Raw genomic sequence first — 22,195 nt, forward strand, 5'->3', positions numbered from 1 at the left:
CTCTTTTTTCCCCTTTACCCTCTTAAAAAGCGACCGCAGGGAGCTTTTTTTTATTTTTTTTTGCTGTTTGATGAAAGAACTACCGATTATCCAGAAAACCTACGACTTGATTCAGTGGTATGTCCCCATTTTAAACCGATTGCCCAAAACACATAAGTTTACATTAGGCGATAGAATCATCTCCAATCTCTATGATATCCTAGAAATGCTCATTCGGGCAAGATATGCTCACGAAAAGTTGAAAATTTTAGAGGAAATTAACACTCAACTCGATATTTTACGTTACCAAACCCGCCTTCTCCTAGATTTTCAGCTCATTTCCGTAGACCGTTACCAATACATCAGCCAACTCCTGCAAGACATCGGCAATAACCTAGGAGGCTGGATTAAACAACAAAAAAATGAAACGCCACGGCCATCTTTATCCCCAAATCACAAACTTTGAAAATCTTCTCCTCGCTGCCCGCAAAGCCCAAAAAGGCAAGCGATATCGGGATAATGTGCTGGAATTTAACTACAACCTGGAATCAGAATTACTGCAAATTCAACAATCTTTAATTGACAAAACTTATCAACCCGGGGAATACCGGACTTTCTACATCAAAGAACCCAAAACCCGCATGATTTCCGCCGCTCCCTACCGCGATAGAGTGGTTCACCATGCCTTATGCGCCATCATTAACCCTATCTTTGAGCGGACTTTTATCACCGATTCCTACGCCAATCGGATCGGATACGGAACCCATCGCGCCTTAAAAAGATTCACCCATTTTTTACGGTCCTCTCCCTACGTTCTCCAGTGCGATATTGAGAAATATTTCCCCAGCATTGACCACGAAATCTTAAAATCCCTCATTTGCCGGAAAATCAAATGTCCCGATACTCTCTGGCTAATCAACACCATCATCGACAACAGTAACCCTCAATTCCCGGCGATTCATCACTTCCCGGACGATGACCTGTTAACCCCCCTCGGACGTAAACGTGGCCTCCCCATTGGCAACTTAACCAGTCAATTTTTTGCCAATATTTATCTGAATAGCCTAGACCATTTTATCAAAGAAACGCTCAAAATTAAAAAATATTTACGATATGTGGATGACTTTGCTCTATTCGCCGATGATCGCGAGATTCTCGTCGATGCCAGACCCGCCCTTGAAAACCATTTAGCCCAAATCCGCTTAAAAATTCATCCGATTAAAAGCCAACTATTCAGCACTCGCCAGGGCGCAAACTTTGTGGGATTTCGGGTGTTTCAGACTCACATTCGCGTTCGGACCGCCAATCTGCGGCGAGGAAGACGTAGGCTCAAACAATTGCAAAATGATTTGGCCCAGGGTAAAATAACTCAGGAGCAAGTGAATCAATCCTTGCAAAGCTGGCAAGCTCATCTGAATCACGGTGATACTTGGCAGCTACAACAACAGCTATTCAGTTCCCTTGCTCAGTCAAGGCATTGAAGAAGGGACAGGCAACCCGACTGCGGGGCGGTTCTTGGGACAACAACCCGATTAACTGCCGTTCCGCCCACCGCAACGACAACACGCGCGACAACCTCAACAACAACCTGGGGTTTCGGGTCTGTCTCGTTGGCGCAGCACTCTTCTGAGTCAGAGTTGAGCAATGGGAATTGCTCAAGGGTATTTTGAAGAGTCCAGTCCTGTTCCTGCGATCCGGGTAACCGTCTCCAAAAATCAACCCCAGCCAGGTAGCTTAGTAAGGTTTTCCTGAACCGTTACCTGGCTTACTCTCCAAGATGATCAGCACCATTGTGGTCGGTAAAAGCTGTCAGATAAAGTCGGGAGTCTGACAGATTGCGTTTCTTTTAAAATAATGGAAGAATACTCAATTACAGAAGCCCTCGCCTACGATCAACATTTTGAGCAAGCGGGTTTTATTCCTTTATTACGCGATTGAGTCCGGATTTCATCAACTCAGCGAATCTGGAATTCGGAGGGGAATTTGTTGATTCCGGTGTTTGCGATAGATGTGGAAGTCACTATCTAACGTGAGGATTTGAGCGGTTGGATACAATTCGGACATTCTCACTAAGCAAGCATCAGCCAAGGACATGGGTACAGATTCATATCGTTCTAAGAGTTGCTGAATAGCTTGATATTCCAGGCTGAGAGAGAAATCTAGCCGCAAAATATTTCTAGCCAATAACTGCATAATGGCATTGCGGCCCCCGTAAATGTTTCGCAGCAAAAAACAGGCTTCTGTGATCACGGGTTCACAGGTAAGCAATGGAGGGTGAACGGTTTGCCATTGATCTAATACCCATCCATGCCACGAATCACGAACATTGAGGAATGCGACCAAGGGACCCGTATCAATGATGGTTTGGGTCATTTGCCAAAGTCCTCAAAGTATTGGGGGTTGGTTGAGAGATCTGGGGGCCCATTGAGGCAGCCAGCCAGATCCCTAGCCAGGTCGAAGGCAGAGGGGGAAGGGTCTGGGGCAGGATGGTCGGTGGGGGTTAGGAGTTCTTGGAGTTGCGGGGTGAGGTGAGTTGGATCGGTACGGAGGGGAGGAATCAGTTGGAGTAAAAGGTTCACCAATGAATCCGGGGCCAGGAGAATTTCTTGTATGAGTTGTTCGCGGGGGGTCATGGTTGGTAGGAGGGTAAGATTTTGTTTTTATTTTAGCAGTGGGTGAGTGGGCGTGCGGTTGTGGTGCAGGATGCGGACAGCTATCAAAATTTGCTCGATCGCGTGGCACTTTTTGAGTCTCTGGCAGGGATTCGTAAGAGTATAGCGGAGTTTGAGCAGGGCCAAGGGATGCCACTTGATGAGGCGTTTACTCAGTTGCGAAAGAAGCATGACCTACCGGATTGAGATTTTTCCAACAGCGATCGCAGAGGTTGAGGCAATCTTCATCCGGTGATTCATGCTGCACAGGAGCCATTACAAGAGATTGATCAATTGTTGGGGGATGAGGGTTCGGAGTTGTCCTCCACTCCTGGCGAAGAGAACCAATTGATAATACTTTGGCGGATATCTTGACCAAAAATCGTCACAATAATTGTCACAAAAATCGCCAGAATCGCTACAAAGAGCATATAGAGATTTAGCCGAAAATTCGGATCACGAGGGGGCTGCGGTGGCAAGGGTTTGACCCCTTGGGGAACCGGCAACAAGGCTAAAAACTCCTCAATGGTTTGAGGGCGATCGCCATAATCCAACTCCATCCCCTGACGAATTGCCCAATTCGTTTCAGCACTCACCCCGGGGATGTCCGGCAACTTCTGATCCTTTCGCTGCAAATTCACCCGCTTTTGGGCATTAGGGGGGACATCCCCCGATAACAGATTGTAGAGAGTCGCCGCCAAACCATAGACATCGGAATAAGGTTTCGCCTGCTCATTGGGATCATAAAGCTCGGGTGGGCTAAACCCATCGGTATTACTGGAATCAATCGAGGTTAGGGTCTCATCAAACCCTTTCGTCACGCCAAAATCAATCAGCACTGCCTCGAATTTTCCCGCCCGAAGCATGATATTGGCGGGCTTAATATCCCGATGCACCCACCCCTCCCGATGCACCACCGTTAACGCCTCTCCCACTTGGCGGATATAGGTCAACGCCTCCTCCTCCGGCAGGGTTTTCGTCGGCAAGCTGGCTAAATCATCCCCTGCCACAAACTCCATGACAATAAACGGCTGACCCCGTTCCAGAAATGAATCGAAACACCGGACAATGTGGGGATGATGGCAACGCGCCAACCGCACCGCCTCTTTTAGCAGCTTGTTATTTAACTTGTCCCGTTTGTCTAGGGTCAGTTGCGCCAAAACGTCATCCCGCAAGGTTTTGATCACGACGCGATCGCCTCCTTTGCGCTGCGCCAGATAACTAATCCCCACCCGCCCTTGATTGAGCGATCGCAGCACCTGATAGTCTCCCCCGTGCAGAGTCTCACCCGCTTGCAAACTCATGAATTCTCCTCGACCTGACTCACCTCCTCTATGTTAATCGGAAGTTGGAGCATCGGAGCCAATCAATTCGTGGAGTTGGCGGCTGATTCGTTATCACTGGGGGAACCGCTATATAGCTGTTAAATGCCGAGAGGTTTTACAGACTCTCGCCAAGTATCTTAACCTGATGGCTCTGCCTTTAAAATTTTGTGAGATTTTAAATCGTGGATGAAGCAGTTGGATGGGGGGGAGTGCTATATAAACTTTGTCTAAAATGAAGCTTTGCTATTTATACTGACAACATTGTATCTAATTTAAAATATAATTAATACCAAACTAATGGCCTGAGTCTCAACTCATGTCATGCGGACATTAGGTGTTCCATAGCCTCGATTTGAATTTTGACGCCGGTTTCTCCGTCGGGGATGTGCCGCCAACTGCCGAAGGGAATCTGTTTGAGGCTGTCGGATGAGAAGATTCCGGCACCGACTAAGGCATCGCACACACTGCCGATCGCATTGTCGCCATCCCCCCGATGTTTACCCCGTAAGATAATCCGCACGGCTGCTCTTTCAATGGGTAACTGCGGTAACGGATTCATCTGATGCACTTGCATGAGAATCTCACCTTCTGCACGAAGTCTCCATTCCCGATATCGTTTGGGTAAAAATGTTCCATTGGAGGTCACCCGAGGACGCGCTTTGGGGGTGACTGACCCGGGAATCCATAAGGTTAGAGTTCTCACGGTCCGTTGAGCATCGGGTTCCGTGGGTTGCGGTGTCTCTTGGGGTTTGGCTTTGCGCGGTTCGGTTCGCACAATTCGCGATCGCGGTTCAGCTTTGGGTCGTTGGAGGAGGGACACAAAGGTGAGTCGCTGTGCTGACTCGGACAGGAGTTGAGCATTCACAACTAAAGGCGGTTCTAACTCCTCTTGCCTCAATTCGGTCCAGGTGGGCGAATCTTCGGTTTCCTGAGTTTCCTGTCTTGGACCGATCGCCGCGTCTTGTTTGACTGAGGGCCATCCCTGCGCCATTTCCATATAGGTTTGTGCGGTGGCCTCGGGAACGTTACAATAACCGGCTAACCATACGCGCCATTTTTGCGCGGGGACGCGCTGTTTCGCCTGGATCAGTAGTTTTCCCGCTGTGCAAGCGTGCAGGAGTCCGATCGCCACCGACTGTTGACAGCGTTCGTGTTCGCGATGAATTTGGGCCGCTAGTTCGGTCAAGGGGACCATTCCTGGGGTGGATTGTCCCTGGCGATCGCCTTCTAAGGGCAGCGTTTGGCGGGTTTGCGAATCGATCGGGTGGAAGATGGAGGTCGTCGGTGGCATGAGGAACTAGCTTGGGTGGTTAGGGGCATCGGTTTCCAGACGCATCCGGATATCTTAACCTAGAGTTGAGATTCCTTCCAGAATTTAACCCTAGAATCAGGGCGATCGTCCGGGGGACTCTCCTGAATTGACCGGATAGACTCTGGTTTTTCCGGAGTCGTTCCATAGAAGTCTTCCACAGTTAACCCCAGAAATCCGCACATTCTTTAGGACTTATGGAGATTTCAAGAATCCACCCTATTCTTTTGTCATTGGTCCTTTGTCTTTTAGCCCGCGTAGGCGGGCTTCGTTTGTATAGCCCCATCCTTTAGTGTGCGGGGTTTTACCCTACATTCCGCAGGTAAAATAAGACAGTTCGGAATATTCTAAAACCATGACAGACATAGCATCTGATATCATAGTACAAGATATTGACCACTGTGGCATAGTCTCCGGCATCATTGATGAGATAGGGCTCGTCGAGCTGATTAACCGAGAACTGGAGCCTCACCCCCTGACGCTGGTGAGTCCAGGAATCGTTGTCAAAGCAATGATTCTCAATGGTTTAGGGTTGGTGAGCGCCCCATTGTACTTATTTCCCCAATTCTTTGTCGGCAAAGCCACAGAACATCTTCTGGGAGAAGGGATAACGCCAGAGCTGCTCAATGATGACCGATTAGGTAGAGTCCTAGATGAACTCTATAAAGTAGGCATCACCCAACTATTTGTCAAAGTGGCCTTGGCTGCGGCTAAAAAGTTCCGAGTAAATACCCAGAGCAAGCACCTTGATTCAACATCGTTTCATGTTCATGGGCAATATCTGAGGGAACCTAACCTCACAGGAGAACCCCTTCCGATTGAGATTACTTATGGATACTCAAGAGACCACCGTCCAGACTTAAAGCAATTTATCGTCGATTTGATTTGTAGTTCAGATGGAGATATTCCGCTCTATTTAAGAGTAGCCTCGGGCAATGAATCCGACTCAGCTATTTTTGCAAAATTGATGAAAGATTTTAGAGAAAACTGGGACATGGACGGATTATTCGTAGCCGATGCCGCCCTTTATAATCAAGAAAATTTAAGACAAATTAATCATTTGAAATGGGTGTCCCGAGTTCCGGCTTCTTTAAAAGCAGCTAAAGAATTGTTGAACGAACCCGCCGAATTAGACCTGCAAAATTGTCAATTGGATGGATATCAGATAAAAAGTTGTGAAATCACTTATGAAGAAATTAAACAACGATGGGTGCTAGTCGGAAGTGAAAAAAGGAAAGAGTCTGACTTAAAACAATTAAAGAAAAAAATTAAAAATTTGGAAGGGAAAGCCCGCTCCGAACTTAAAAGCTTAAGCCAACAGAAATTCGCTTGTCAACCTGATGCAGAGCAAGCAGTTGAGCAATTCAATAAGAAGCTGCGCTATCATACAATCACCGGGGTTAAAATATTAACAGTTCCCTATTATACCCAACCCGGAAGACCACCAAAGGGAGCCAAGCCCGCTGGGTATTCTTATCAAATCCAAGCCGATTTTGTCGAGAATGAGTCAGCCATAGAACAAGAGAAAATCCGAGCCGGAAGATTTATCCTGGCTACGAACGTCTTGGATGTTAATGAACTGAGTGATGAACAGGTATTACAAGAATACAAAAACCAACAATCGACAGAAAGAGGATTTCGGTTTTTAAAAGACCCGATGTTTTTTACCGATAGTGTTTTTCTAAAAAATCCGGAACGAATAGAAGCCCTAGCAATGGTGATGGGATTGTGTTTGTTAGTGTATAGTTTAGGTCAAAGAGCATTAAGAGAGGCTCTGGCTAAAGCAAAAAAGTCGATTAAGAATCAAGTAGGTAAACCCACCACTACCCCAACTCTACGATGGGTTTTTCAATGTTTTCAATCCATTCATTTGCTGACGGTTGATGGAGTCAAGAAAATCACCTATTTAACGGATGAGCGGCGATGGATCCTTCAGTTCCTAGGGGCCTCCTGCCAGAAATATTATTTACTGACTTGATTCAACCTGCGGAATGTGGGTTTTACTACAACACCCAATTTGTATATAAAACTAAGTATATAAGTAATAGAAAAAACCAGCATTTTGCTGGCTTTTTCTATAAAAAACTCCTCCAAAACTGGTTATATATACTTGGGCTACTTTGGTATGGGCGGAGGACCAGGGACCTGGATGCAGGATTGCCAGCCGATCGCCCTTTTCCAGGCTCACAGTCTTCTGTCCAGGTTCCCCCAAATCCAGCTATTCTCAAGGTTTTAACTCCTCTACGAAGGCGATCGCCTCTGCATTGGCATTGGCCCAGGATTCGCGATCGCCCCGGATTTGGACGAGGTGTTCTTCTATGGTTTCAGGAGTCATTAGGACGCCGAAATCTGGGGGAACTGAGGCGGTTTCATAGTCAAATAGGCGATTGAGGATGAGATTGCCGACTTCTTGTCGATAATGGGAACTGTCCCAATAATAGGTCATCTTCTCGCTGATGGGTTCGCTAGAAATGGAATGATAGCCGGAAAAGTCCCAAACTGGGGCAATGGCAACCAGTTCCCGTTTCCATTGTTCAAACTCCTCCCAATGTCCTGCCATCCGTAATGCTTCCCATTGCGTAGCATGAGAGGGAGAAATAAAGATTTGTAATTCAATATTTCGACTGCGACAAATCTCTACTAACTCTCGAAAATCATTTAAAAAACTTTGGGATAATTGGTAGCGGGGATAATAGCCTTCTTCTCGGAAAAACCCATGAATCATGTTTTTAAATTCCTGGGGTAGGGGATGCTCCGCTTCGTTATTATGAACGTATCGAAAGCCATTGTCATGGTAGAGAAAATTGGCTTGCGATCGCCAGCTATTTTTGATTGTGCCTAAACTCGATCGCGTTACTCCAAGGGAAAGGGTAACATTCAGCCATTCTTGGGGGGTGAGGCTATCTCGTTCTAAGCGAGCTTCTTCAAAGTCCGCAGGATTGGTTTTATATTCATTGAACATAAAGAAATCCACCCCGAGGACGACGGTTTTTAAATTGGGTTGGTTGGCGATCGCATGGTCAAAATATCGTCTGACTTCATACATATTCGGACCCACCAGCCCTAAATTGTAGGTGGGTTTACCGTCAGCCAAGGCGGGATGTTTCGGGTCCAGTCCTAAATCGGTGCGGGATGAGCCTAATAACACGGTTTTCGGGGCGATGCGCTTGACTGAACTGGCTTTAAACAGGCGAACATGATTAAATTGTTCGGTTCTTAAGCGATTCAGTCGCCATTGCGGGCTATTCATTACCCCGTAGGGATCAATGCCAATATTGAATAAGCCCACGGCTAATAATCCGGGTATGGTGAGGCCAAAAAAGGCGCGGTTAAATTGACGATAATTTTTCATGAGAAGCCCCCTGGATTAAAACTGGAAGTAGAGAAATTCAGAAATTCTGTTGAGGGAAAGTAGACAGGCGATCGCCACTGCACTGAGTCCCACAGCCCATGCGGTGGTCGGTTTAAAGCGTTCGACTATTTGTTGGGTATTGGGTAATAAAACCGCTCCCATTAATACCACTGCCAAAATCACAAAACTTTTGCGGTAATTCGGAGGGAGAGCAGGGAGTTGAGCCACTTCTCGAAACTGCACAAAGGATTGGGGTAACCAGCCTAATAAGGGTTGAAAATCAGGGGTTAAAACAATGCCTTTTAAGCCCACAGCGGCTTGGATAATTTGTCCGGCTTGGGTGATATTTTCGGCGCGAAAGACGACCCAACTCAAGACGACGGCGAGAAAGGTAATGACCCAGGCGATCGCCCCGGGCATTTTCAATCCCAAGCGTCGCCACCCGTGATTGATGACCAGGAAAGTGCCATGCAACCATCCCCACAAAATATAGGTCCATCCCGCTCCATGCCACAATCCCCCGAGTAGCATGGTAATCAGCAGATTGAAGTATCGGCGCACTTGTCCCCGACGACTGCCCCCAAGGGCAATGTAGAGGTAATCTCGCAGAAAGAAAGATAAGGTAATGTGCCACCGTCGCCAGAAGTCTACAATGGAGGTGGATTTATAGGGAGAATCAAAGTTGATCGGCAGGCGGAAGTTAAACATCCATCCTAAACCGATCGCCATATCGGAATAGCCAGAAAAATCAAAATACAGTTGGAGAGTATAGGCGATCGCTCCCACCCAAGCTTCGATAAAGGTGACGGAATCCGCCTGTTCAAATACTGCCCCCACCCAAGGGGAGACGGTATCCGCAATTAGCACTTTTTTACCCAATCCTAGGATAAAAAAGCTTAAGCCAATGGCGACATTTTTATGAGAAAAAACGAACTTACGAAGCTGGGTAAATTGCGGAATCAGTTCGTCATGGCGTAAAATCGGCCCTGCAATCAGTTGAGGAAAGAAGGTGACAAATAGGCTATAGGACACCAAGTCATATTGATAATCTTTGGTTTGTCCGCGATAAGCATCGACCAAATAAGCAATTTGAGTGAAGCTATAGAAGGAAATTCCTAACGGCAGTTCGATGGCAGGAACGGGAAACTGGGTTTGAAAGAGTCCATTGATAGAGGCAATCAAAAACCCTGCATATTTGTAATACCCCAGAATTCCTAAATTAAAGAGAACCCCGGCCCATAATAAAGTTTTGGCCTTTTTTGTTCCGGGTTGCACCCCATCTATCCACCGCCCAAAGTAATAGTTACCCAGGATAGAAATGAGCAAGAGGGGAATGTAACTGATTCGCCAGTATCCATAAAAGACGAGGGAGGCTAATAGGAGCCATAAGGTTGCAGCCTTGACCTGACGATAGGCGCTTAAACCGAAGAAAACAATCAGGGCAAGGGGTAAAAAGATAAAGATGAATTCGTAAGAGTTGAATAACAAGGTCTTTTCCGATGTTTTATTTCAACAGGTTTAGTGTGCCGGAAACTTTTTAGATCGTCATCTGCTCTCAGGGGTTGTTTAATGGGTAAATTTGGAGTAAAATTTCACTTTTGTGGCTTTAAAGTTATATATAAGAATCCTTAATCAATTGTGTTAGGTATCCCAGGTCAAAACCCTCATCTATGCCTTCGCGTAGGGTGCCGTCGGAGCATCACATCTGGCTCCCTGGGTTGGTTACAACTCATTTAGGATTGCGATCGCACGCCTATGAGCAGTAGGGAGCAAGATGCTCCCAACCCCTCCATGAGAAATTATCCAATTCATTTAGATTCCCTATGGTTTGTCTGTGAAGTGACAAAACACCAGGGTATTGATTAAACGAGGATAAAATCATCCGCGTTAATCATGCTGGCATCGATGCCGAGAAGGAGGGCTAAGGATTCCCCGGTATCGGCGATCGCAATCTGAGTCTGAGTCGTCTCACTGCCGGAAGAAATCACAAGCTGCTCAAACTCTAATCCGTCTGTGAGTCCGATGCGATCGATGCCGCTTTGAAAATCGGCGATCGTATTTGTTCCTTCCCCGGAAGCTAAAATAAAGGTATCTTCACCCGCACCCCCGCTCAGCCAGTCATTCCCCTCACCGCCTCGGATCTCGTTCGACTCATCATTTCCTATCAGAGTATCATCATAAGCGGAACCAACAATATTGTGAACATCCGTCAGGGTCTCTTCACCACTGGGTAACATCCGGATCTGGGAATACCATTCATCCGCTAATTTATCATAGCCACTCGCCGTGAGGTGAATGCCATCATTATCATAGTCTCCGGTGACAAACGGCAGATTAAACATATCGACAAATCGGATATTGGGGTTATTATTGGCGCGCGGTTCAACAACAATTTCCTCAACTTTTTCACTAAACTCAGTGGTCCGTTGTTGCCGAATTTGATACTTCGATTTATTGGGAATAATCGAACTGACTAGCACTTGGGTATTGGGCAAGGTTGCGACAATCCGATCCACCATAATTCCCAAATCGGTGAGGGCTGTTCCTACAGGTTTGTCCTGAAGAATGTCATTAGTACCCGCCATCAATAACACCGCATCGGGTTGAGCATAATTTAAGGCATCTTCTATGGTGGTATAAAGAGGGTCTGTTGGCTGATTAAACCCAGTAAAAGGATTGGTCCTATTGTCAATGAGTTGAGTGATAGTAAATCCTCCCCTGCCTTCATGGTTTCTATCCATGTTTGCTGGACCACTGTTGGCCTGACCTACAAAATCAATATTAAATCCATTATTTTCCACTAATCTTTCCCACAACCGAGTTCGATATCCACCCAGACTCGCCTGATTCGGATAGCCCCTTGTATTGGAATCTCCTAAAGGCAAAATCTTAAAAGGAACATCCTCATCAGTGGTAAATAAACGGGTCACACTCTCTTCTGATAGGTCCGCAATAATTCCACTCGTGGCATCGGAATAATTGGCGGTGACGCGGATTTGACTGTCCTCCCCACTACTATCATCCGCGTCCTCATCCACAGGTTCATCCTCTATTTCGCCACTGGTATCATCCCCCTCTTCATCCTCAATAGGGGGAATTTCATCCTCATCAGGGATGGGTTCCTCCTCTTCTTCTTCTTCAGTTTCGGCAGGAACATCCGGTTCTAAATCAGTATTATCTTCCTCTTCTATTTCTGAGGAAACATCCGGTTCTAAATCAGTATCCTCCTCCTCTTCTATTTCGGAAGGAACAACGACTTCTAAATCAGTATCCTCCTCCTCTTCTATTTCGGAAGGAACATTGGCTTCTAAATCCGAGGGTTCCTCTTTTTCTATTTCCGAGGAAATATCTGGTTCCAAATCTGATATTTCCTGCTCTTCTATTTCGCTCAAATTCTCGTCTGTCAAGATAATTGAGTCGGGTTTTTGTTGTTCGGGGAGGGTGACAACAACGGGATAAGGTATCTTGATTGTGGCTTCTCCAGTTGGGTCGCTTAAAATTATAGAAAAGGTATTTTCCCGTTCTATACTGTTATTTTTACCCAGGGGAATTGCAATAGTTTTCTTGGGTTCTCCATCGGCAAATTTGACAATAATAGAAGTAGTTTCAGGATTCCCAGAATCTGTGGTTGTGCCATTGTGGAGAGTAACCGTAACGCTGACTTCTCCCTGAACATCATTCTCGCGAATTAGGGTGATTTCTCGGGCGGGGGTATTATCGTCTAGGACGGTATAGCGAATCGTACTGAAGGCAATTGTCGCCGAAGACTGATTGGGTTCAACGGGAGAAACTTCTTCTTCTTCAACGGGAGAAACTTCTTCTTCAACAGGAGAAACTTCTTCTTCAACAGGAGAAACCACATCGGCAGGAGAAACTTCTTCTTCAACAGGAGAAACCACATCGGCAGGAGAAACTTCTTCTTCAACAGGAGAAACCACATCGGCAGGAGAAACTTCTTCAACAGGAGAAACTTCTTCTTCAACGGGAGAAACCACATCGGCAGGGACAGGGGGGTTTATCGGCGGATTCTGAGGGGGTGATGATGGCAGGGGTGGTTGAGAAGTTGGCCAAAAATTATCTTGAACGATCGCCTCGGGAGAGATATTTTTGAGGATGGCTAAATACTCTTGAGTAATTGTATCTTGAATGATAGCATCCCCTGCATTTTCCCCGGTTCCTGCAAAAATATTTAACTCATCAAAGGTCAGTCCCCCCAGCAGTGCAATTAAGTCTTGACCCGGGGTAAAATCCATAATCCAGTCTGCATCATCCAGGGTCGGTCCTCCGGTACTGAGAAATCCGGGAACATCAAAACGCCTGCCGATTTGAAAGCGATTTTGTCCTTCACCTCCCCAGAGGGTATCGCTTCCTAAGTCACCAAATAGGAGATCATTTCCGCGATTGCCATACAAGCGATCGCTATCTTTACCGCCATACAGGGTATCGTTTCCGTCACCGCCATAAAGGGTGTCATCCGCTTGATTTCCAAAGATTAAATCCTCTCCCGGTCCCCCTACTAATAAGTCCTGTCCTTCCCAGTCTTCGACACTCAGATGACCCGTTCCTCCAAACAGGGTGTTATTTCCGGTCCCCCCATAAATGGTATCGTTGCCGAGATCACCAATTAATAGGTCATCCTCGGGATCTCCCAATAGCAAATCGTTGTTTGAGTCACCGGCGATCGCATCCTCGCTTTCCACTGTGACTGGGGTATTGTTCCCTACGAGCGATCGCCGGATATCTGCTTCAGACAGTCCCGCTAGAATTTCATAAATTGATGAGTCGATACTCCATACCATACGGATTTGCTCCTTGATGTTTAAGAAGGGTCGTTGAAAAAAGAATTGTAAATTTATGGCAATAAACCCTGAATCGGGGTAAAGTGTTTTTTTGAGTAAGGTCTAAATATGTCAACCGGCTAGACTGTCTTTAGTGAGAGGGAAATTAAATTTCCTGGGGGTTCACTCAGAAATCTATTGCTTTATATTTATCCTTTGCTGGGTGGAAAGTCTATCTATCTATCGAATGATTGTAAGAAATAACCTCAAACCCCTTCTCTCAAAATCTGTAGGAAGTAGATTGGCTCACCCGAAAAGAAAGAGTGCTATCACTCACCCGAATCGGCATTTAAGTCATTATCAAACTTTGATAATTTTTATATAAACTTTTGATAAAGATGTAGATTAAATCTTTAAATTTTTCGTAAATGAAGTAAAATCAGTCCCGATAGTGGGGAACAATATTTTTTTTTGTACAGAGTTTAAAAGAAAGGCGGCAGTCCAAAACCAGGGAACAGAGAGAGGAGGTCCGAGGAAGAAACAGGGAAATTCGCGGTTCAGGGCCGATCGCCAGCCTGACTTATCCTCACAAAGGGGGGTAAGGCATCTATCCAAAGGAGTAAATTTTTAACCAAGTGAGACGATCGCCCCGGGGTCACAAACCAGAAAGCGTCACCCTCGGATATCGCTCTCCTGTTTTTGCGTCCATAATAGGGAGTCAAGATTGAGAAAAATCATAATATTTAGCAATGATACCTATTGATGATAATCTCCCCAATCGTTATCCCCCCTTCGCAACATACGGCCTGATTGGGTTCAATGTGGCCCTGTTTGTGATGGAACTCAAATTAGAGGCCACGGGCCAACTCGGGGCCTTTTTGCAAAGCTGGGGCGTTGTCAGCGATCGCATGACTTCGGTTGTCACCGATGCGGTCCGCAATCCCAGTCCTGCCGCCTGGGTTGCCTTAATGGTTATGTCTGCCGGTCCCTTACTGTTTTCGATGTTTCTCCACAGCAGTTTTAGTCAAATTTTGGGGAATATGCTGTTTTTATGGGTGTTTGGCAAGCGGATTGAAGAGATTCTCGGACATGGCCGGTTTTTCCTGTTTTACCTGGTTTGTGGCATCCTCACCGCGATCGCTCAGGTGGCGATCGCCCCCAATTTAGCAGTCCCCATCGTCGGGGCGAATGGCGCAGTTTCTGCCATTCTGGGCGCTTATTTCCTGAACTTTCCTAAAGCTAAAATCGAAACCCTCTTACCCTTACTCATCCTGTTTATTCCCATCGAAGTGCCCGCCTTGTTTTATCTAATGTGGTGGTTTATTCAACAGGCATTTTATGGAATTGGTCAACTCACTGTTCTAAGAATGGTCAACCCCACTAGCTTAGGTTATTGGGCAAATGGAGTCGGATTATTCATCGGGGCCGGATTAGTTTCTCTGTTGGTTAAATATAAACCCAAGACCGCTATTTATTAAAAACCCCCGCACATCATCAGGGTGGGGCTATACAGATTGAGCGAAGTCCGGGGCGTTAGGGCTATACCCCGCCTGCGCGGGCTAAGATAGAGCAAAGAATTGTAGGGTGGGCAATGTCCACCCTACTTTTTTAAGATATAAAACCCTTTAAAAATTGGAAAATTTATGGCTTTTTAAAGCTTGCTGATTAACAGGTTTCGTCTGAAGATTTAACCGGAAATCCGGGCAACCTTCCGCATTTGGACCCTGGGGATGTACGGCACAGAGTAAGTGGGGATCTCCGGAGTAAAAGTGACAGCGATCGCACTCGCCGAGGTTCTCTGATAAATCCCCTTGTTGGAACTGCCAAAACTTACCCCGATAGGTTCCGGAAATTACCCCCGGCGGTGTTTTCACGGGAGGAGTTAAATCATAGCTGACACCACGATAATAAAGTTTCATCAATCTCACCTGTTAGCGATCGAGCATTTCATGAATTCCTAGGCCAATGATTCTTTACCCCAACTCTACCCAATGGTAGATGTCAAACAATTGGAATTAAGGTAGAGTGCCTAAATCTGCAACTCATTTCTTCACTTACTTGATCCTGACATCAGGAAAGCCGCGATCGCACCAATCCTCAGTATGAGTTCCAGTCAACTTTTGGGAAAATTTGCCACCGACTCCCCGGATTTCTGAGCATCCGGGGTGCGATCGGTCCGTCTGTGCATTCTCAACCCTGCACACCCCGAATCAGCGACTCTCCCTCAAAATAGAACCGTCATTAAATTCCGTCGATAACCCTTCGTCAGAGGATGGTCATTTCCTAGTAAGTCAAAAATAGCCAGCATTGCTTTTCTTCCCCCATCCTGTTTATAACTGCGATCGCTTTCCACAATCTTGAGGAAAAGTTGCAATGCCTCCTCATAGTCCCCCGCCACCGTCAAACAAGATGCCTTAGAAAACATTCGGTCCAGTTCACCCTCTCCTGAAGGATGATTGCATTCCATCTTAAACTGAAGTAACGCCTTCACTGCTTGCGCTTGTGCAAAAAATTGGGGTTCATCGGCTTGAATGACCGCTAAAAGTTCCTCAACTTTTCCCAACTCATCTTTACTGATATAGAACTTGGCTGCCTCTAACCGCAACCGTCTATTCTCTGGATAGTTGGTTAACAAGGATGCAAACATCGCCCCCGCTTTGTTACGATTCTCCCCTAAAAGTACCTGACGAATCGCCTCCAACCCTTCCTCTAAACCCGACTTAATATCACAATTTGCCAAAAATTCTCGCAATTGCGGTTCCGGTAACACTCCCACAAACCCATCCAACACTTCCCCATTCCGGATAATTTTCACATCGGGAACCCCTTCCACCCGAAATGCTTGTGCTAAATATTGATTTTCATCAATATTCACCTTTGCTACTACACAATCATATTCTTGGGCGACCTTTTCCAACATGGGCTTTAACATCTGACAAGGACCACACCAAACCGCATAAAAGTCCACGATCGCCGGAATTTCGTAAGACTTTTCTAAAACTTCTTGCTCAAAGTTGTGGTCATAGACCTCAATCGAATATCCCATCGTTTCTTCTGAGTTACTAAACTGCCAATCCTCCCATTGTAATAAAACCCGGGAACGCAGCAAAGCCACTCGCAACCGTAGGCACAAGCCCTAACATTGAGCCAAACAAAAAGCGGGCGATGGGACTCGAACCCACGACGTTCAGCTTGGGAAGCTGACATTCTACCACTGAATTACGCCCGCATCTAGTCCTCGTTACAACCCGTTGCCCTTGGGCACTGAAGTTATAACTTTAGACTAGAGAACCATTATATCGCCATTGCCCCCAGGTTTGTCAAGGGGTCAGTTAAATTTTCCCTCCCAAACACCGCCCAGTCCAGCCAGAGGCCCCCCAAAGTTCGGAGTAACCACTTCAGCCGTTATCTCTTCTCATGTTCGTAGTAACGACTTCAGTCGTTATCTTTTCTTAAGTTCAACGTCCCGACTTCAGTCGTTCTCCCTCTTAAGTTCAACGTCCCGACTTCAGTCGTTCTCCCTCTAAAATCAAGGGTAATCGGGGTATTTTTTCTAATAAAGTTAAGAATTAAGAGCTACCACTTCAGATGCCTCCTCTCTTGGTCCCTAAATATAGAAAATCATCCAATTTATTCCGGTTAAATTCCCCTTCAGGAAGGGCAAAAAATCCCCAATCTCTATCCTGATCCGGGGGGATTCATACCATCCCTAATTAATCAACTCTAAAAGCGTAAAATTAGGAAATTTCCCCTTTGGGAATGCTCCGGATCATCGGTGTGCGCTCACTTGATCCGGGTCGATCGCCTCCATGAAGGAAGGGACATGACCGCCAACTTTGGGGAATTCCCCAGGAACGGCATCCCTCTTCCGGTCTCCCCCATCCCCTCAATTGTGGCATCTCCACCCCCATTTATGATCCCCCGAATCAGTCCTTTTCTGATTAAAAAGGGAGATGAAAGTGGGTGAGGAGTGGCCATCCCAATCCCTAAATGAGGTAGAAACTTTTTTTCAAAAAATGCGAATCCCTCTCTAAAATTAAAAAGCCTAATCCTTTTTTTGAGTGAATCCTTCCTTTGGTAGAGGTAAAATTTCCTAAAAAAATGTACACCAAAGATGAGTAGATAAACGATAATTAGCAAGTGAGCGAATCTGAACACCCAAACAACCAGGACCTCGGTAGATGATGGAACAGCAGCCAGCCAAGCGGAAGACAAGGAGAGAACAATTGGGATGGACAGATATCGCTGATCTGAAGCGCCTAAACAAGGTTCGTGACTGGTCCAGCACAGCCCTGGGAGCAATGGAAACTTGGCATCCCAGTTGGCGGACAGCGGTGAGTTTGGGTCTATCGTCCCAATTTCCGACCCTGCTCTGGTGGGGTCCAGAGCGACGGCTCATCTACAACAAAGCGGCCCTGGGGTGGGTGGGGGACGCCAATCATCCCGATTTCCTCGGTCAACCGGGACGGGAGGTCTTTCCCCGGGAAACCTGGGAGCTGCTCTGCCCAATGTTAGAACAAGTGTTCAACAGTGGAGAAGGCATAGGAACAGAGAGTTGCCGTTTGGTGTTCGATTGCCCGGGGTCGGAGGTGGTGGGGTGGTTCAATCTGTCTCACAGTCCAGTCTATACGGAAGACAATCAAGTTTGTGGGGTCTTGACGACAGCGATCGCCCTGCCTACCCCCAGCAATGAACCCCCTGAGAACGAGGAAAACCTCCCCGAATCATTAGAGGGACGCCAAGAGGAAGCTGCACCCTCTGCCCGGATCTTGCTGGTGGATCATAACTCGGTTCGCCGAGACTATGTAGAGTCCCAATTGGTCCGTCAAGGATATCAAGTCAAAACCGCAGGCGATCGCACAACGGCCCTGGATGTCGCCCGGGAGTTCTCCCCTGCGGCGATTCTCACTGATCAGATCGCCCCGGAAATCTTAGATTGGCTACAGGAACTAGGGACCGGAGTCAACGGAAAACAGATCCCCGTGATCCAGTTTCCCCTAGGAGTGATCGAAGGGAAACCGATGGAGTCTACCGCCCAAATCGAGCGGGGGCCAGAGTTTCTTAACGGTTCAGGGTGTATCCATGAATTGCTGACTCGGGTCAACACTCACTTAACAAACCCTAACCCTAGCCAAAATCCAGAACGCCGGGACCTGACTCAACGGGACTTGACCGATGGACGGAAGGAAGACCCTCTAACTTTCCTGGACAGCATCACCGATGGGTTTGCCTGTTTTGACCGAGAGGGGCGCTATACTTATATTAATCCAGCCGGGGCGAAACTGCTGAATCACCGGGCAGAAAACCTGGTGGGACAGTATGTGTGGGATGTCTTTCCCGAAAGCCTCGGGAGTTCCTTTTATCGAGGGTTTCATCGAGCCTTAGCAGAGGGAAGAACCATCGAACTCGAAGAGGATTATCCCCCGTTACAAAAGCGGTTTGAAGTGCGATTTTATTCTCAGGCCGAAGGGCTTTGTGCGTATTTCCGAGACAAGGGTGAGGGCGCGGAATCAGCCAGCATGGAACTCCACCAAGAACGGGATTTTTTGGCGGCGGTGGTGAATGCGATTCCTAATTTAGTGGTGATTCTCGATCGCCAAGGTCGGATTGTGGGTTTTAACCAAGCTTGCGAAACCACCACGGGTTATACCTTTGCAGAAGTGCAAGGGCTGTATATTTGGGATCGATTGGTGGTTCCCGAGGAAATCGAGTCCATCAAAGGAGTGATCGAGAACCTGCGCTCAACGGCGGTGCCCCAGGAGTATATCAACGACTGGGTAACGAAAAATGGGGACCGACGAGCGATCTCCTGGTCAAACACGATCCTATGTGATAGCAAAGGAGAGATGGAATATGTCATTGGCACCGGCATTGATATCAGCGATCGCTACGCTACAGAAGCGGCCCTGCGTCAATCTACGGAACGCTTTCGGATTGCAGCGGAAAATACCAGCGATCTCATCTATGAATGGGAGATTGCTACAGGACGAGTGGAATGGTTTGGGAACATTGACGAACAACTCGGATATGAGGCGGGAGGATTTGAGCGCACTTGCCAAGCTTGGATGGATCGCATCCATCCGAGCGATCGGGAGCGAGTCGAAAATGCCATAGACCGGCATTTACAGACCCGAGAACCCTTTGATGAAGAGTATCAAATTCAAAGGGCCGATGGGATTTATCTCTATTGGAGCGATCGGGGAACGGCCCTGTGGGATGAGCAGGGACAACCCTATAAATGGATCGGAGCCACAACCGATATCACGTTGCGTCAGTGGGCGCAGAGCGAAATTCTCAAGCTGAATCGCACCCTAAAGCGCCGGGTTAAAGAGTTACAAACCCTCGTCAAGTTTATCCCCATTGGCATTGCCATTTCCGAAGATCCGCACTGTGAACAGATCCAGTTTAACTCAGTTTTGGCTCACAATTTGGGAATTGCCTCCCCGATTGTTACCCATTATCACCCCCAACCTGAAGCAACCGCCCATGGATTTAAGCTCTATCACAATGGCCAGGAACTGGCTCCCGAAGAGTTTCCCATGCGCTATGCGGCCACACATCAGGTCGAAGTGCTAGAGTTTGAAGTGGATGCTATGCATGAAGATGGGAGAGTGATTGAGTTTCTGACTTATGCCGCGCCGATCCTTGATGAAGATGGGCAAACGCGAGGCGCGGTGGGAGCTTTTGTGGATATTACCCACCGGAAACAGATCGAAGAAGCCCTCCGCAACAGCGAAGAACTGTATCGATCGCTGGCGGAAGCTCTCCCCCAAATGATATTTTTGTTTACGCTGCAAGGAAAACTGGAATATTGCAATCCCAGTGGGGTGAATTATATTGGGCTGAGTTTAGAACAAATTCTGCAACGATCAGCCCTAGACTGGATTCATCCGAGCGATCGCCCCGAAGCTCTCGCCCATTGGCGCAAGGCGAGCAACTCGGCAACCGCCTACGAAATAGAAGTGCGCTTGCGGAGGTTGGATGGAGTTTACCGTTGGCACAATCTCCGCTTGAATCCGATTACCGGAGTGGGCGATCGCCTCCTCAAGTGGTTAGGAACAGCCACCGATATTGATGATCGCAAGCGATCGCAGCAGCAAGAGCAGTTTTTAGCCACGGCGAGCAGCGTTCTAGCCAATTCCCTCGACTACCAAACGACCTTGGATAGTGTGGCTCATCTCACCGTCCCTACTCTGGCGGACTGGTGTGCGATCGATGTGGTGGAAAAAGATGGCACGATTGAGCGGCTGGCGGTAGCTCACATCGACCCAGCTAAAGAACAACTCGCCCAAGAACTGTTTCGCCGCTACCCCCCGAAAAAAGACATGGCAACGGGGCAACTTAACGTCCTTCGCACGGGAGAATCGGAACTGTATCCGCATATTCCTGAATCGCTGTTAATTGAGGCGGCATTGGATGCAGAACATTTGCGAATTTTGCGCGAGTTGCGCCTCCATAGCGGAATGTGTGTACCGCTCAAAGCACGCGGAAAAACCCTGGGGACAATCACGTTTGTGTTAGAGGCAGGCAGTCGTTCTTATGATCGCACTGACCTGATTATGGCAGAAAAGCTGGCTCATCGAGCGGCGATCGCCTTAGATAATGCCCGTCTCTATCGGGAAGCTCAAGATGCCAACCGACTCAAAGATGAGTTTCTGGCAACTCTCTCTCACGAGTTGCGAACCCCCCTCAACTCCATTCTGGGATGGGCGCAAATTTTACGCCATCGCAAACTGTCTGAGGAAAAAATGGGATTAGCCCTGGAAACCCTCGAACGCAACGCCCGATTACAGTTTCAATTGATCGAGGACCTGCTGGATGTATCTCGGATTATTACCGGGAAATTACGTCTGAATGTGGCTTCGGTTTCCCTGAACCAAGCCATCAAAGAGGCGATCGAGTCGGTTCGTCCCGCTGCGGAGGCTAAACATATTCAACTGAGGACTCAACTGGATCGCCATGCGGGTCCCGTTTCGGGCGATCGCGATCGCTTGCAGCAAATTGTCTGGAACTTACTCTCCAATGCCATTAAATTTACCCCCCCGGAGGGCTGCGTCACGGCTATTTTGGAGCAGTTCCAGACTTCTATACAAATCCGGATTGTGGATACAGGACAAGGGATTAAACCCGAATTTCTGCCCTATGTTTTTGATCGCTTTCGGCAGGCGGATAGTTCTAGCACTCGCGCCTATAATGGACTCGGGCTCGGACTGGCGATTGTGCGACACCTCACCGAACTCCACGGGGGTACAGTGTCGGCGGATAGTCCTGGATTGGGTCAAGGGGCGATGTTTACCGTGGAACTGCCTCTGATGCCTCGGTGTGAGATTTCGGAACGGACCGAATCTCAAGTTCTGAGTGTAGAGTCTCCCCCGGAGTTAAATCCGACCCATTCGCTGGAGGGTGTGAGAGTGCTGGTGGTGGATGATGAAGCCGATGCTCGGGGTTTACTCACTCTCGTCCTGGAAGAGTGCGGTGCACAGGTCCAGACAGCAGCCTCGGTCCGCCAAGCCCTGATTGCTATTCCCCAATTTTACCCCCAAGTGCTAATTTCTGATATTGCTATGCCGGAAGAAGATGGATATACTCTGATTCATCAGATCAGAAGGATGGAATTATCGGAAGGGGGATATTTACCCGCAGCCGCAGTCACAGCGTATGCACGTTCAGAAGACCGCACCCGCGCCCTCAAAGCGGGATATGATATCCACCTCCCGAAACCTGTGGATACAGCGGAGTTAATCGCCGTAGTCGAACGCCTTGCGGCGCGATCGCGTCATACCCCCTAATCCGGGGAGAGG

At 47.6% G+C, this 22,195-nt stretch carries 16 protein-coding genes and 1 tRNA gene; 7 read left to right on the forward strand and 10 right to left on the reverse strand.

The features are described 5' to 3' along the window. Positions 1 to 70: 70 nt before the first annotated feature. From avd to NG795_RS28500, 3 genes are read left to right on the forward strand one after another with little or no spacing between them, the layout of a single operon-like run. Positions 71 to 445: a diversity-generating retroelement protein Avd gene (gene avd / locus NG795_RS14910; RefSeq protein ID WP_367289450.1), complete on the forward strand. Its 375-nt coding sequence runs from the start codon at positions 71 to 73 to the stop codon at positions 443 to 445. After that, positions 402 to 1,460: a reverse transcriptase domain-containing protein gene (locus NG795_RS14915; protein ID WP_367289451.1), complete on the forward strand. Its 1,059-nt coding sequence runs from the start codon at positions 402 to 404 to the stop codon at positions 1,458 to 1,460. The genes avd and NG795_RS14915 overlap by 44 nt, the downstream gene beginning before the upstream one ends. Further along, positions 1,457 to 1,609 carry an SUMF1/EgtB/PvdO family nonheme iron enzyme gene (locus tag NG795_RS28500; protein ID WP_495855881.1) on the forward strand — a complete coding sequence of 51 codons (153 nt, stop codon included), beginning with the start codon at positions 1,457 to 1,459 and terminating at the stop codon, positions 1,607 to 1,609. The genes NG795_RS14915 and NG795_RS28500 overlap by 4 nt, the downstream gene beginning before the upstream one ends. A gap of 320 nt (positions 1,610 to 1,929) precedes the next feature. On the opposite strand, the gene NG795_RS14920 is transcribed toward NG795_RS28500, so the two are convergent. After that, complete coding sequence (locus NG795_RS14920) at positions 1,930 to 2,352, reverse strand: type II toxin-antitoxin system VapC family toxin (protein ID WP_367289452.1); 423 nt, start codon at positions 2,350 to 2,352, stop codon at positions 1,930 to 1,932. Next, on the reverse strand, positions 2,349 to 2,612 hold the full coding sequence (locus NG795_RS14925; RefSeq protein ID WP_367289453.1) for a hypothetical protein: 264 nt from the start codon (positions 2,610 to 2,612) through the stop codon (positions 2,349 to 2,351). Before NG795_RS14925 ends, NG795_RS14920 begins: the two co-directional genes overlap by 4 nt. 42 nt (positions 2,613 to 2,654) lie before the next feature. Between NG795_RS14925 and NG795_RS14930 the strand changes: the two genes are divergently transcribed. Continuing rightward, a complete protein-coding gene (locus NG795_RS14930) occupies positions 2,655 to 2,837 on the forward strand; it encodes a hypothetical protein (RefSeq protein ID WP_367289454.1) in 183 nt (60 codons plus the stop codon). A gap of 83 nt (positions 2,838 to 2,920) precedes the next feature. On the opposite strand, the gene NG795_RS14935 is transcribed toward NG795_RS14930, so the two are convergent. Then, complete coding sequence (locus tag NG795_RS14935) at positions 2,921 to 3,934, reverse strand: serine/threonine protein kinase (protein WP_367289455.1); 1,014 nt, start codon at positions 3,932 to 3,934, stop codon at positions 2,921 to 2,923. Positions 3,935 to 4,274: 340 nt separating this feature from the next. Further along, a complete protein-coding gene (locus NG795_RS14940) occupies positions 4,275 to 5,246 on the reverse strand; it encodes a RusA family crossover junction endodeoxyribonuclease (protein WP_367289456.1) in 972 nt (323 codons plus the stop codon). Between the two features lie 373 nt (positions 5,247 to 5,619). Here NG795_RS14940 and NG795_RS14945 point away from each other — a divergent pair, with 373 nt between their 5' ends. Next, the gene (locus tag NG795_RS14945) at positions 5,620 to 7,242 is read left to right on the forward strand and encodes an IS1634 family transposase (RefSeq protein ID WP_367289457.1); all 1,623 of its coding nucleotides are present in this window, start codon (positions 5,620 to 5,622) and stop codon (positions 7,240 to 7,242) included. A 246-nt stretch (positions 7,243 to 7,488) separates the two neighbouring features. Here the strand turns inward: NG795_RS14945 and NG795_RS14950 are convergent, their stop codons facing one another. The 3 genes from NG795_RS14950 to NG795_RS14960 form a co-directional block, all read right to left on the reverse strand. Then, entirely contained in the window at positions 7,489 to 8,616 is a 1,128-nt protein-coding gene (locus NG795_RS14950) for a hypothetical protein (protein WP_367289458.1), read from the reverse strand. 15 nt (positions 8,617 to 8,631) lie between these two features. Then, entirely contained in the window at positions 8,632 to 10,104 is a 1,473-nt protein-coding gene (locus tag NG795_RS14955) for an MBOAT family O-acyltransferase (protein WP_367289459.1), read from the reverse strand. Positions 10,105 to 10,478: 374 nt separating this feature from the next. Next, on the reverse strand, positions 10,479 to 13,415 hold the full coding sequence (locus tag NG795_RS14960; RefSeq protein WP_367289460.1) for an SGNH/GDSL hydrolase family protein: 2,937 nt from the start codon (positions 13,413 to 13,415) through the stop codon (positions 10,479 to 10,481). Between the two features lie 728 nt (positions 13,416 to 14,143). On the opposite strand from NG795_RS14960, the gene NG795_RS14965 reads away from it, so the two are divergent. After that, positions 14,144 to 14,872: a rhomboid family intramembrane serine protease gene (locus tag NG795_RS14965; protein WP_367289461.1), complete on the forward strand. Its 729-nt coding sequence runs from the start codon at positions 14,144 to 14,146 to the stop codon at positions 14,870 to 14,872. A gap of 147 nt (positions 14,873 to 15,019) precedes the next feature. Here the strand turns inward: NG795_RS14965 and NG795_RS14970 are convergent, their stop codons facing one another. From NG795_RS14970 to NG795_RS14980, 3 genes are all read right to left on the reverse strand, one after another. Next, the gene (locus NG795_RS14970; RefSeq protein ID WP_367289462.1) at positions 15,020 to 15,313 is read right to left on the reverse strand and encodes a DUF4278 domain-containing protein; all 294 of its coding nucleotides are present in this window, start codon (positions 15,311 to 15,313) and stop codon (positions 15,020 to 15,022) included. Between the two features lie 305 nt (positions 15,314 to 15,618). Further along, the gene (locus NG795_RS14975; RefSeq protein ID WP_367289463.1) at positions 15,619 to 16,509 is read right to left on the reverse strand and encodes a tetratricopeptide repeat protein; all 891 of its coding nucleotides are present in this window, start codon (positions 16,507 to 16,509) and stop codon (positions 15,619 to 15,621) included. 42 nt (positions 16,510 to 16,551) lie between these two features. Then, positions 16,552 to 16,623 (reverse strand) — tRNA-Gly (locus NG795_RS14980). A 952-nt stretch (positions 16,624 to 17,575) separates the two neighbouring features. On the opposite strand from NG795_RS14980, the gene NG795_RS14985 reads away from it, so the two are divergent. Beyond that, positions 17,576 to 22,183 (forward strand): PAS domain S-box protein, encoded by a 4,608-nt coding sequence (locus NG795_RS14985; RefSeq protein ID WP_367289464.1) that lies wholly within the window; start codon positions 17,576 to 17,578, stop codon positions 22,181 to 22,183. The last annotated feature ends 12 nt before the right edge of the window (positions 22,184 to 22,195 follow it).

Origin of the sequence: Laspinema palackyanum D2c (assembly GCF_025370875.1) — a bacterium.
In the GTDB taxonomy this organism is placed as follows: Bacteria; Cyanobacteriota; Cyanobacteriia; order Cyanobacteriales; family Laspinemataceae; genus Laspinema; species Laspinema palackyanum.

Excerpts from the sequence above, each read along its gene's own strand:
- avd (WP_367289450.1), top strand. The coding sequence starts at position 71 with ATGAAAGAACTACCGATTATCCAGAAAACCTACGACTTGATTCAGTGG.
- NG795_RS14915 (WP_367289451.1), top strand. The coding sequence starts at position 402 with ATGAAACGCCACGGCCATCTTTATCCCCAAATCACAAACTTTGAAAAT.
- NG795_RS14920 (WP_367289452.1), bottom strand. The coding sequence starts at position 2,352 with ATGACCCAAACCATCATTGATACGGGTCCCTTGGTCGCATTCCTCAAT.
- NG795_RS14925 (WP_367289453.1), bottom strand. The coding sequence starts at position 2,612 with ATGACCCCCCGCGAACAACTCATACAAGAAATTCTCCTGGCCCCGGAT.
- NG795_RS14935 (WP_367289455.1), bottom strand. The coding sequence starts at position 3,934 with ATGAGTTTGCAAGCGGGTGAGACTCTGCACGGGGGAGACTATCAGGTG.
- NG795_RS14940 (WP_367289456.1), bottom strand. The coding sequence starts at position 5,246 with ATGCCACCGACGACCTCCATCTTCCACCCGATCGATTCGCAAACCCGC.
- NG795_RS14945 (WP_367289457.1), top strand. The coding sequence starts at position 5,620 with ATGACAGACATAGCATCTGATATCATAGTACAAGATATTGACCACTGT.
- NG795_RS14950 (WP_367289458.1), bottom strand. The coding sequence starts at position 8,616 with ATGAAAAATTATCGTCAATTTAACCGCGCCTTTTTTGGCCTCACCATA.
- NG795_RS14960 (WP_367289460.1), bottom strand. The coding sequence starts at position 13,415 with ATGGTATGGAGTATCGACTCATCAATTTATGAAATTCTAGCGGGACTG.
- NG795_RS14965 (WP_367289461.1), top strand. The coding sequence starts at position 14,144 with ATGATACCTATTGATGATAATCTCCCCAATCGTTATCCCCCCTTCGCA.
- NG795_RS14970 (WP_367289462.1), bottom strand. The coding sequence starts at position 15,313 with ATGAAACTTTATTATCGTGGTGTCAGCTATGATTTAACTCCTCCCGTG.
- NG795_RS14985 (WP_367289464.1), top strand. The coding sequence starts at position 17,576 with ATGATGGAACAGCAGCCAGCCAAGCGGAAGACAAGGAGAGAACAATTG.